The 12,111-nt window shown below is 34.6% G+C and carries 12 protein-coding genes; 3 read left to right on the forward strand and 9 right to left on the reverse strand.

Going from position 1 to position 12,111, the window contains the following annotated elements; genetic code table 11:
• Window positions 1-13 precede the first annotated feature (13 nt).
• From BST93_RS07545 to BST93_RS07575, 7 genes are all read right to left on the reverse strand, one after another.
• Window positions 14-1,240: a hypothetical protein gene (locus BST93_RS07545; RefSeq protein ID WP_105018681.1), complete on the reverse strand. Its 1,227-nt coding sequence runs from the start codon at window positions 1,238-1,240 to the stop codon at window positions 14-16.
• A gap of 120 nt (window positions 1,241-1,360) precedes the next feature.
• On the reverse strand, window positions 1,361-2,842 hold the full coding sequence (locus BST93_RS07550; RefSeq protein WP_308736860.1) for a cryptochrome/deoxyribodipyrimidine photo-lyase family protein: 1,482 nt from the start codon (window positions 2,840-2,842) through the stop codon (window positions 1,361-1,363).
• Between the two features lie 27 nt (window positions 2,843-2,869).
• Window positions 2,870-4,192 (reverse strand): cryptochrome/photolyase family protein, encoded by a 1,323-nt coding sequence (locus BST93_RS07555; protein WP_105018682.1) that lies wholly within the window; start codon window positions 4,190-4,192, stop codon window positions 2,870-2,872.
• On the reverse strand, window positions 4,192-4,890 hold the full coding sequence (locus tag BST93_RS07560) for an SDR family NAD(P)-dependent oxidoreductase (RefSeq protein WP_105018683.1): 699 nt from the start codon (window positions 4,888-4,890) through the stop codon (window positions 4,192-4,194). Before BST93_RS07560 ends, BST93_RS07555 begins: the two co-directional genes overlap by 1 nt.
• Before the next feature lies 1 nt (window position 4,891).
• Window positions 4,892-5,404: an SRPBCC family protein gene (locus BST93_RS07565; protein WP_105018684.1), complete on the reverse strand. Its 513-nt coding sequence runs from the start codon at window positions 5,402-5,404 to the stop codon at window positions 4,892-4,894.
• A gap of 81 nt (window positions 5,405-5,485) precedes the next feature.
• Window positions 5,486-6,004: a DUF7935 family protein gene (locus tag BST93_RS07570; protein ID WP_042278246.1), complete on the reverse strand. Its 519-nt coding sequence runs from the start codon at window positions 6,002-6,004 to the stop codon at window positions 5,486-5,488.
• A gap of 132 nt (window positions 6,005-6,136) precedes the next feature.
• Window positions 6,137-7,687: an FMN-binding glutamate synthase family protein gene (locus BST93_RS07575; protein ID WP_060522853.1), complete on the reverse strand. Its 1,551-nt coding sequence runs from the start codon at window positions 7,685-7,687 to the stop codon at window positions 6,137-6,139.
• A gap of 166 nt (window positions 7,688-7,853) precedes the next feature.
• Here BST93_RS07575 and BST93_RS07580 point away from each other — a divergent pair, with 166 nt between their 5' ends.
• From BST93_RS07580 to BST93_RS07590, 3 genes are all read left to right on the forward strand, one after another.
• Window positions 7,854-8,417: a TetR/AcrR family transcriptional regulator gene (locus BST93_RS07580; protein WP_105018685.1), complete on the forward strand. Its 564-nt coding sequence runs from the start codon at window positions 7,854-7,856 to the stop codon at window positions 8,415-8,417.
• Between the two features lie 51 nt (window positions 8,418-8,468).
• Window positions 8,469-9,041, forward strand: a complete 573-nt coding sequence (locus BST93_RS07585; RefSeq protein ID WP_105018946.1) for a carboxymuconolactone decarboxylase family protein — start codon at window positions 8,469-8,471, stop codon at window positions 9,039-9,041.
• 91 nt (window positions 9,042-9,132) lie between these two features.
• Complete coding sequence (locus BST93_RS07590; RefSeq protein ID WP_258150500.1) at window positions 9,133-9,891, forward strand: haloacid dehalogenase type II; 759 nt, start codon at window positions 9,133-9,135, stop codon at window positions 9,889-9,891.
• Window positions 9,892-9,943: 52 nt separating this feature from the next.
• Here BST93_RS07590 and BST93_RS07595 read toward each other — a convergent pair whose 3' ends face one another.
• Window positions 9,944-10,543, reverse strand: a complete 600-nt coding sequence (locus BST93_RS07595; protein WP_105018687.1) for an MCP four helix bundle domain-containing protein — start codon at window positions 10,541-10,543, stop codon at window positions 9,944-9,946.
• A gap of 70 nt (window positions 10,544-10,613) precedes the next feature.
• Complete coding sequence (locus tag BST93_RS07600) at window positions 10,614-12,089, reverse strand: helix-turn-helix domain-containing protein (protein ID WP_105018688.1); 1,476 nt, start codon at window positions 12,087-12,089, stop codon at window positions 10,614-10,616.
• Window positions 12,090-12,111: the final 22 nt, after the last annotated feature.

Below are 12,111 nucleotides of genomic sequence, written 5' to 3' on the forward strand. Positions count from 1 at the left end.
CACTATTTTTTATTTAAGATCTGCGGCCACTACGAGATCTAGAAGAACTAGTATTATTTGATCTTTTTGATCTACTGGAGTTAGTGCTCTTTGCTCTCGAGTTTCCACTTGTGCTTCTTGCACTAGTTGGTCTACTAGATCTGTTAGAACTTGTTGCTCTAGTGGATCTATTAGATCTTGCAGGAGCTACTCGATTAGTTCGTGTACTTCTAGAGTTTGCGATTCGATCGTTGGACCTGTTTGATCCTGAATTATTCGTGATTCTAGCAGTTCTATTTGATCTAGATTCTACTCTGGAATTTCTATTAGTTGTACCTAAGGTTGTATTTCTTGAGCTACGAGTTGATCGTGTTGCTCTTTCATTAGACCTACTAGAACTACGTCCTGTAATGGCAGTATTTCTATTATTATTTGAACTACGAGTAGCATTACTGCGTCGTGTTGATGAGGTAGCAGTACGATTTACGGTTGTTCTTCCTCTTGAAATTGCAGCTCTTTCGTTACGACCTCGGTTGTTTGAAGCTATTGCGCGACCACGAGAATCTCTTCGACCTCTTTCAAAGCTTCTTAATCGTACACGATCGTTAGGTCTATAAAAGTTACGTCTTACGTTATTACGTACAAAACAACCGTTATAATAATTCGGACTTCTCCAGTAAGTACGGTGGTAGTTCCAAGAAAATCTAATAGGATTATAATACAATCTGTAAGGATTGTTCCATACAATACATCTATCAACTATTGGAATAGCATAAAACCTGTGCCATGGCCTATAAACATAAACGCGATTAAAAGGATTAATAAAGCCAGCTGTTCTTACAATAACTCCTGGACGATTATAGAATACAGATAAGCTTCCTACACGGTTTACCCATCCATTACGATAATTTATAAACACATCACCTGCCTGTATAATTCTACCATAGCCATCATAATAAATAGGAACACTTTCTACTTGTATTACCGCTCCGTAATTATCATATTGTACATAACGGTCGTAGTCATAACCCGTATTAAAGGATATATTAATATTAGGCGTGTTTATATTGACGCTAGATTGAGGACCGTAGTCTAAAAAATTGAAGTCAAATTGTCCATCTGGGAACACAGCAAATTCAATGCCTCCTTCAACAAAAATAATTCTATCATCAAAGTTGTAACTACGATGATCTTCTAGTTTTTCGGCTTGGCTTACACCTGATCCTACTAATAATAGTAGTAAAGTAATGAGCTTGTTCATAGTTGTAAGTTTAGATGTAGGACTTCATTGTCAACTACAATTAAGTAATATCAACCAGCGTGCCAAAATAACCTTACGGCCTTGCTAGGGCACTTGATTAAGTTGTTATTGCGTTGAAATCTAGTTACTTGTATTTAAACCTTCATCTCCATTCCACACCTTACGATTTGGATTGGTGTGTTTCTTTATAATTTTTTGTGAATCCAAATTGGATGCGATAGAGTTTTTGATGCCATAAAGGATATCACTTGCACGCTTTCGCGAAAGCTTATCATCAACAATCGGTTTTGGATAAGATTCGCCTAGTTTAAATTCATAAAAAGCCTCGTCCATGAAAGTCATTTTCCAAGGTTCATGGATAAATCCAATAGGTAAATTTTTCAATTCTGGAACCCATTTTTTAATAAAGGTTGCATTTGGATCATGGTTTAAACTGTTCTTGATAGGATTGTAGATTCTAATAATATTGATGCCTGTTACTCCTGCTTGCATTTGTAATTGAGGAAAATGAATTCCAGGTTCAAAATCTAAAAAATGTTGGGCGAGATGTGGGCTCGCATTTTGCCAAGGTTGCCATAGATGAAAAACAAAAAAACTGGTAAGCATGGCTCGCAGTCTAAAATTGATAAATCCCGTATCTATAAGACATCTCATGGCAGCATCTACCAGTGGATAGCCTGTTTGACCAGTTTTCCATGCCTTTACTAATCTTTCATCTGTTTCCTTACCTAAATTTCTATAAGCGGGATGAAGACTACGCCATTGCATTTGAAATTCCATTTCAAATTTCTGGATGAAGTGAGCCTGCCATCTTAATCTTGAAAGAAATGAGTTAAGATTACGTAAGTCCTTAATACTATTTTTTTTACTTGCAGCAGTTTGAACTACTATACGCATACTTAGGTTACCCCAAGCTATGTATGGACTTAACCTACTACTGTGTAATCTGCTGGTCAATGGTTTTGAATAGTTTTTATTGTAGCCTGTTATACGATCCTTTAAAAAGGAATTAAAATATTTCAAACCGGTGGTCGTTCCACCTTTTTGAATATTAGCACATTCCTTATAGGTTAAACTGAAAGTATTGAAATGGTTGCTCAATTGGGAAACACTGTCTTTATGTACTACCATAGAATTATTAAATACAGGATGTTGTAGATCATCATTCATGTATTCAATCCATTGATCTTTCCAGGTTTTTCTATTTGATATACCTCTTATTACTCCATTAGAGATAGATTCATTCCACCGAATACCTTTATCTTTTAATAATTTACCTACTTGTATATCTCGCTCATATGTACTGTAAATTCCAGTTTCTTGATGTGAGTAAACGGTGGTAATATTAAATAAACTAGATAGCTTATTAAAAGTTAAAATAGCATCACCTTTAATACATAATATCCTCGTATTATAGTTATAAAGGGTACGGTTTAAATCTTCAAGACTTTGTTTTATAAAAGTAAAATGACGTTCACTGTAATGAACGTCATTCAATATTATTGGTTCCAAAATATACAGCAGTAGGGTAGGGACATCTTCTTGAAGTGCATTTTTTAAAGGCAGATGATCTTGTAAACGAAGATCCCGCTTAAACCACACGATATTAATCTTATCAAGCTTCAATAGTTATGATACAGCTTCTTTATAGGTTTTAAGACAACGTTCTCTAGCTTCTTTGTGATCTACCATCATGTCTGGATATTTATCAGTATCGTGTTCAGGTACCCATTCATTGATATACTCTCGTTGTTTATCAAATTTATCCTTTTGTGTTATTGGATTGAATATTCTAAAGTAAGGAGCAGCATCTACACCGCTACCAGCAGCCCATTGCCAATTACCTACATTTGAACTCATTTCATAATCTAATAATTTTTCGGCAAAATAGGTCTCGCCCCAGCGCCAGTCTATTAATAGATGTTTACACAAGAAACTTGCTACAAGCATACGAACTCTATTATGCATATATCCAGTAGCATTAAGTTCTCTCATTCCTGCGTCAACTAGTTTATATCCTGTTTGACCGTTTTTCCATTTTTCAAATTCATCTTCATTATTGCGCCATTCGATACGGTCGTACTTTGATTTGAACGCTTCGTCTTTAGTATGTGGAAAATGATACAAAATTTGCATGAAGAACTCTCTCCAAATAAGCTCTGATAAAAATGTTTTGTTCTCTACATGATCTGCATTTGCTACCATTTTTCTCACGCTCACCATTCCAAATCTTAAATAAGGACCTAACCTAGAAGTACCGTAGTGCTTAGCAGGAAAATTACGAGTAGATTCATATTCAGATAATACTTTTTTAGTCACTCTATAGTCTGTAACATCGATACTAGATTTTTTAAATCCCATATCTGCCAGGCTCACATTAGGCAATCTACTATGCTCGATACAGTTTTTTAAATAATATCCAGTGTTGTATGTGGTGATGTCTTTACCTTGTCCTACGTCTTTTCTAAATTGTTCTAACCATTTGTTTTTATATGGAGTGTAAACCACATAGGGATCACCATCTGCTTTAACCACTTCATCCTTTTCATATATAACTTGATCCTTGAACGTGTTAAATTCAATATTTTTATTACTCAGGAGCTTTTGAACTTTTTCATCACGCTCTTTGGCATAGGGTTCGTAATCGCGGTTAGTATAAACAGCATTAACATCAAAATCCTTCAGCAATTCATTCCAAGCACTTTCCGGATCATCGTATAAAATTGCTATCGAGCTACCATGCTTTTCTTGAAGCTCATCACGCATGCCTTGTAATTGTTCAAAAATGAAAGTCACTCTGGCATCGTCTTCAGGTAATTTATCAAGAATGTTTTTGTCAAAAATAAAGATGGGTAAAACAGGTAGATCGCCCTTCAAAGCCTCAGTAAAACCAGCGTTGTCATCTAGTCTTAAATCCCTGCGAAACCAAAATACATTTACCTTGCGAGACATTAATTACCTAAATTTAAAGTGGATTTTCCGCCGTCAACTCCTATTACTTGACCTGTGATCCAACCATTATTTTGTTCTAGTAAAAATTTAGTTATACTGGCAATATCATCAGCAGTTCCTACTCTTTTCAAAGGATGTAAATCACCCATTTTCTCTTTTTTTGCATCGTTATTTAATAACCTGCCAGCAAGTGGTGTGTCAACGAGAGATGGTGCTACGACATTAACTCTTACAGTTGGAGCATATTCTGCAGCAAGAGCTTTAGCATATCCTTCTATAGCGCCTTTTGCGGCAGCTACACTTGTGTGAAAAGGCATTCCTGTTCCTACTGCAACGGTTGAAAAGTAAACAATACTGCTGTTCCCATCTTTAGTTAATAGTGGAAGAACGGTTCTCGTAACTTTAAGAAGTGAAAAGAAATTTATATTCATATCATCTTCAAAATGTTCTTGTTTAAGCATTTTAAATGGCTTAAGGTTGATACTGCCGGGACAATACACAAATCCGTCTAGACTTTCTGGTAGTTGACTTACATCAAGCTCGTCTGTTGTAGCATCAAATGATATATGTGTGACATCGTCTGGTAAATTCTCATTTTCTCTAGATGCTACAAATAGATTATGGTCTTGATGCATGTGTTGTACAATGGCATTTCCTATTCCATGGCTTCCGCCTATTAATAATATATTTTTTGACATGTTAATTTAATATTTGATGTTTACTTACGGATTTGTTCTCAGGTGCGGTCGTTTCTTTGAACGAACCAAAATGGTTAATGAGTGCGCTTTCGCGAAAGCGGAATATCTCTTCAAGCTTTTTCTTTACCAATGGAGCTCCTAATTTTCCTAAAATTCCCAATGGTAATCGGTAATGTATAAGATCCTCCATCAAAATACCACCTGGTATTTCTTTAATGAAATGTACATGGTGCCAGGTAGCATATGGACCATACATTTGTTCATCAACAAAAAATTTTTTGTGCTCTACTTGAGTAATGTGCGTAACCCAATTAGTTCTATAGAAAGGAAGTGGTTTTACTGAATACTCTATAAGCTGCCCAGGATACATACCGCGATCAGTCCCGTATAGAACTTTCATTTGTAATTCTGGTGGAGTGAGTAACTTTAAATTATTGGCATCGGTAAGGAATTCCCATGCCTGATCCAAAGTTATCGGTAGTTTTTGTGTAGCGTGGTGCTGATATAATTTCAAAACATTTGTTTAAGTTATAAAATTAATACTTAAACAAAAATAGTTTTGAAAAAGGTTGTTAAATTTTAAAGTTGATCTTGATTAGAATAGATTGCTTACTTCTTCTCTCACAAAACTTAGCGCTGTAGAACTAGGAGATCGTTTGTCCATAAGATCGTTGAGTAACGCACTACGCAACTCTGCCGCCGATGAATTTTTTTCTTTGAGAGCTACTTGTCTTATTTGTTGAATGGTAGTGTTTTTTGCAGCCCTTATGATATTCCAGCATTCTTCACTCACATAAATTTGCATAGCAATATTGTGTTCAAATTCTTGCTCAATGGTATTTACCAATAACTGCTCGTAATCACTTTTTGATAGATTACCAGGTTTTGTGCGTACAACGATATTGGCTGGTTTAATGCGTTCTAGAAAAAGGGTCATTCTTTCATAGGCACTCATGCGAGTAGGTAATGTTTTTCCTTGCGACTCTCTAACGGTTAAAAACCTGCGACGGCGTTCTTCATTTTTCATAAATGAAGCGATAGATATGTATGCTACAAATCCTACTATGGCAGCTGGTAATAAAGATAAAAAGACTTGTGGAAGAATGTTGTCCATTGAAGTTGTTTTAGTTTTAAAATAGTTCAGGCGAATTTAAAATAAATAACGCACTTGTAGTCCAGTAATTGTATTCTATTAAACAGATATCTTTATCAAAATTGATTTGATCAAGAACCTATTTGAAAGTATTTATTTGCCTCCTAAATAGGGACAATTTTCCATTTTTGATAAACCGATATAATCTACTGGAGTCTTTCTGTATCTATAGGTGTGTTCTAAAGTTTGTGTGAGATTCATATCACCTAGTGAAATATCAACATCTTCCATGTTAAATTGACAAGGATGCTCATATCCTGAAGCATGGGTAATTTCTAGTAGTTCTTTATTAAACTTAGTAAAGTAACTTGCCAGTCGATCTGCCTTTTCAGGAACCACGATTCCACGTTGTAACCATTTGTTTTGAGTTGCAATTCCTGTAGGACAGGTGTTGTTATGACATGCCTGTGCTTGTATACATCCTATTGCAATCATCGCTTCACGTGCTACGTTAATCACATCGGCACCCATTGAGAATGCCATAGCTGCTTTTGCCGGAAATCCTAATTTACCACTTGCAATAAAGACGATGTCATTTGCCATGCCTCGTTTATTAAAGACTTGATATAGATCTGCAAATCCATGCACCCATGGAAGTGAAACATGATCTGCAAAACTAGGAGGCGCCGCTCCAGTGCCACCTTCACCGCCATCTACAGTTATAAAATCGGGTCCTTTTCCTGTAGCTTGCATGATGTCTGCAAGTTGTTCCCATTGAGCAAGCTTACCGATGGCTGCTTTTATACCAACTGGTAGTCCTGTTTCTCGAGCGATATCCTCAACAAATTCAATTAAACCTTCAATACCGTCAAAGGCACTGTGAGTAGGCGGAGATAATACATCTTTACCCATAGGTACATTACGTATCTCACTTATTTCCTTACTTATTTTTGATCCAGGAAGCACACCGCCTTTTCCAGGTTTGGCTCCTTGTGATAGCTTGACCTCGATTGCACGTATTTGTGGGTTGTCTGCGACTAATTTTTTCATGTGTTCCATGGAAAAATTACCTTCTTTATCACGTACACCGAAATATCCAGTTCCAAAATGAAAGACTACATCGGCTCCTCTTTTATGATAGGGAGAAAGGCCACCTTCACCAGTGTTGTGATATGCATTAACTTTTTTTGCACCTTGATTCATGGCGTCAACTGCTTTGGCGCTAAGAGATCCATAACTCATGGCACTGATGTTTATAACGCTTGCTGGTCTATATGGTCTTTTTCTATTTTTTGAAGCACCTATAACCTTAGCACAAGGAACGAATTCTGGTTTGCGTTTGGAAATATGATCTTCTTCAACTTTAAAAGGCATCATTGCATTATTAACGAATATGTATTGATGAGAGTGTATATCTCGATCAGTACCGAATCCTTCATAGTTGTTTTCGTTTTTTGCACTAGCATAAATCCAACCTCTTTCAATTCGATTAAAGGGTAGTTCTTCTCTGTTATTTGCCACTATGTACTGCCTTAATTCTGGACCTATACTTTCTAGCCAGTAGCGTATGTGACCTACCACCGGAAAATTACGTAGTATAATATGCTTGCGATTGAATAAATCGTAAAGCGCTACTAGGATAATAAATACAACTAGGTACCAATACCACGCTAATTCAGATAAAAAATTAATTACATTTTCCATATTGAAGTATTAAAGGCCTAAAAGTACAATGATTACTATAAAATAAACATGCAAAACTTGGAGCTTGTGATATTCTAAGATTATATAGTGCTCATAGATTAATGTAACGTTAATTTGTATGCTGTTTCTAAACGATTGTTTAGTTTTGTATTCAACTTTGTTTAAAATGCCAAGAATTAAAGAATATAACGAAAGTGATGTGCTAGAGAAGGCGATGAATCTTTTTTGGCGTAATGGTTTTGAAACTACCTCGATGCATATGCTGGAGAAGGAAATGGGAATCAATAAATTTTCCATTTATTCAAGCTTTGGCAGTAAACAAGGTCTTTTGTTAGCCAGTATTAAATGTTATCAAGAACAATTGAACAGCTTGTTAATTGAAATAGAAAAAGGAAAGAATGGAAAGCAAGCGATTAAAAATTACTTCTATAAATTTCTTTCATTTTCACAAAGAGGTAACAACAAAAATGGTTGTTTGATAACCAATACAAAAAACGAATTAAGAGATAAGGCTGCTCCAGAAATAAAGAATGCTTTGGTAAACTTTACCTTAGGAGTGAAAGACATTTTTGCCAATGCGTTAAGTAAGGATAGTTCAAGAACAGTCGAAACAATTAATCAACAATCAGATTATTTATTGATTGCTATGTTCGGTTTGTCCAGTGCCTCAAGAGTTTTTGATAGAGATCAATTAGAAAATTACATCGAACAAATATTTAATTCAATATAAATTTTTTTAATCTATAACTAACCGATTAGTTAGTTATAAAAATTGCAAATTATGAATACAAGTCAAAAATCAGAAATCTTAGAAATTCACACAATCGAAAGTGCTCCAGAGAAGAGTAAGGCTCTTCTTGAAAAGTCGCAAAAAGCTTATGGATACGTTCCAAATTTACATGGCGTACTAGCTGAATCACCTAATCTTTTAGAAGCATATCAAAATCTACATGAACTTTTTGCTTCATCATCATTCAATGATGAAGAGTTAACTGTGGTATGGCAAACGATCAATGTAGAGCATGAATGTCATTACTGTGTTCCAGCTCATACAGCAATAGCAAAAGCAATGAAAGTTGATGATGAAATCATTGAAGCCCTACGTAATGAATCTGAATTGCCATCTGCTAAATTGGAAACTTTACGCGATACAACTCTTGCAATTGTAAGAAACAGAGGTTTTATAGATGAAAAAACCTTACAAGATTTTTATGCTGCAGGATATAATCAAAAGAACTTACTGGATATAATCTTAGGTTTATCCCAAAAAGTGATTAGTAATTATACTAATCACATTGCAGAAACCAAGCTAGATGAAGGTTTTGCAAAATTTGATTGGAAAAAAAATAAGTAAGCCTATTTTAAGTAGGTACACATTGTTGTGTGCCTACTTAAATTTTATCTAGATTATGACTAACAGAAGAAACTTTATTAAAAATTTGAGTATGATAGGAGCATCATCAATGATGCTACCTAGCTTGATAAACTCAGCCCCAAACTGGAATCCTATGAAAACCGAAAATTTAGAACGACCTAAGGTGTTGTTTTTTGATGTTAATGAAACATTACTGGATTTGACACAAATGAAAACGCAGGTTGGTAAAGCTTTAAATGGAAGAGACGATCTTTTGTCCTTATGGTTCACTACAATGTTACAATACTCCTTAGTAACAACAGCGAGTGGTCAGTATGAACATTTTGGTTACATAGGCGCTGCAGCCTTACAAATGGTAGCAAAAAATAATGGGATTAATATTACCGAATCGCAAGCGCGTGAAATAATAGTTGAAGCTTTAAGAGGTTTACCTGCACATCCTGATGTAAAAAATGCTTTAGCAGATTTAAAAAATGATGGTTACAAATTAGTATCATTTACTAATTCCTCGAACGCAGGAGTTAAAAAACAATTTGAAAGCGCTGGACTCACTGATTTCTTTGATGAAAGGTTAAGTGTGGAAGATATTGGAAAATTTAAACCATTCAGAGAGACGTATGAATGGGGAGCGAGGAAGATGGGAACAAAGTCAAATGAGGCGATGCTAATTGCAGCTCACGGATGGGATGTTGCTGGTGCACTTTGGGCTGGATGGCGTGCTGCATTCATCAGTAGACCTGGGAAACAGATTTTTCCTTTAGCACCAAAAACAGAAATTAATGAAACAGATCTTCAAAAAGTTGCTGATATCCTAGTTACTTATAAATAAATAATTTCGTCCTTTCATATAATTCGATTTTATATGGTAGGGCAAAATTTCATCACTCCGTTTTTTTAGGATTATACATTACAATTAGTTGTATCACAATAGCAAGGACAACTAGAATACAAATTTCTAATTGAGTAAAAAATTCGACTGTGTCAAGAGCTTTTTTGCTTATTGACATTTGTTTTCCACCTTCGTCCAACTGTACTTTAGACAAATCACTCAAATTAGATTTAAGATTATCAATTTTTGCTAGAATCTCATTCTTATTTAAGAGATTCATGGAGGTATTCTTGTTTTCTAGAGTTATTAAATCTGCCAGGTTGCTTTTTAAATTTTTATAAATTTTGGATTCTTTTTTGGTGAGCTTCGTTTCATCGTACCTGGCAAGTAAAGACTCTATATGTTGATTTACTCTAGAGTTTTGATTTTTGTAAAACAAACTATCCCTTAAAACGATAGCAACCTCTTTTTCATGTATGGATTGCTGTAATTCAAAAATCAAATCGCTTGCTATTATTCTGTCTTCATAAATAGTAACCACCGAATCACGAACACGTGTAAAGTTGTTCTTATCAATTAGATTGGTTGCGATGATTAAAACGAAAACAATAAGTATACCTAGAATCCACTTTAATTTGTTGTATAAAGACATAATAACACTATTCTTAGTTAGCAAGTTAAAGTAAATATACTAAATTGAAAACTTTAAATGGATATTAAAATCATTCAAATTCGTGCATTAATTCTCTAACAAGATTTGCCACTTGATTGTGTTTTTCTTGTTTAATAAGATGTTTTGGTGGTGACTTTCGTACGTCACAATCTGTGATACTACAACGTTCACAAGTTACACCTACTTTATAGGAGTTTAAAGAAGGGTCTTTAATAAATTTGATTTTTCTTTCTAGACTTTTATCTATAAACATACCTATTGTGATACTACGGTAATGACCATCCTTAAAAGGATCCTTGGTGGCAGACGATAGAATTAAGTATTTCACATCTGGTTCTGGAAACTCTGAAATTTGAATATCCATTTCATGTTCCTTATTTGATGAAGTGATTTTTTTAAAAACTTTTATGGAAGCCCACCTTCTACAATAGTGTTCATCTGTTTCATTGGCCCTAGGAGAATGTTGATGAGCAAGGTGAAGTTCTTTTTTAAGCCAATAATCATCTGTACCTACTTGATGCGTATGTCTAAGAAAAAATAAATTTTTAATTCCGAAAGATGCTGGTAAAATATTCGTTAGCCTTTGGTAAAAGGATTCAGGAGATGCGTTAAAACTATTTATGAGTTGTAAAAAGGCAGATTTATCAAAAGTGTCCTTTTCAAATATTGCTTTTAGCTTGATATCAAGAATTTGCTTACTTAAAATAAGAGCACCTGCTACATAGGACGCGTAAAAATTATTTAAAACAGGATCAAAAGAATCAAAACTAAGCCATGGGAACGTATTGACACGCTGTTCAATTTTAAGATGTTGGTAGGCTAACTCCTTTGCATATATGAAAGTGCGTTGGGATTCATCCACCTCATGATGTACAAGTAGTGTTTTGCTTTTTGGTACAAAAACAGATCTTAAGTTTTCTAAACCATGTTGATGTCCTAACGCCTCTGCATTAATCTTATAATGATACTCTTCGATTAAAATTTCTTTTAAATCTTCTGATTTGATCGACGAAGACAAATTTATTTGAAACCTATTTGCTATTGCTGTTGCTTCATCCTCAAGATGTTTAAAATAGTTATAATTGGCCTCTTGGTAGGATCTCAATGAAGCTAAGTAAAAACTCTCTTTGCTAAAATTATAATGTTGGGCTATTTCAATGATTGTGCTTATAAAAGCACTTACCTTATCAGGAGCGTTGGAAACGAGTTCTATAAGGTGTCGCTCCTTAATTCCAAAAAGTTCCAAAGGAATTTCCTTAAATACATTAGACTCTAATAATCGACCTATAGGTGCAAGTTTTTTATCTAACTTAAGAGATACTAGTTGATCATAAGGAACTTCTAATTTTTCGGCAAGTAGCACAATTTTATCCGGTTTAGGGTACTTTTTACCATTTTCTATCTCATTTAAATAAGATTTTGAAAGTCCGCTCAATTTAGATAATCCATAAAGAGATAAATCCTTATCATTCCTTATTTGACGTAGCTTAAGCCCAAAAATCAATTTGATATAATCTTCCTTCATATGTCAAAAATAATCATTTTGA

This window comes from Nonlabens tegetincola, from assembly GCF_002954355.1.
Lineage (GTDB): Bacteria > Bacteroidota > Bacteroidia > Flavobacteriales > Flavobacteriaceae > Nonlabens > Nonlabens tegetincola.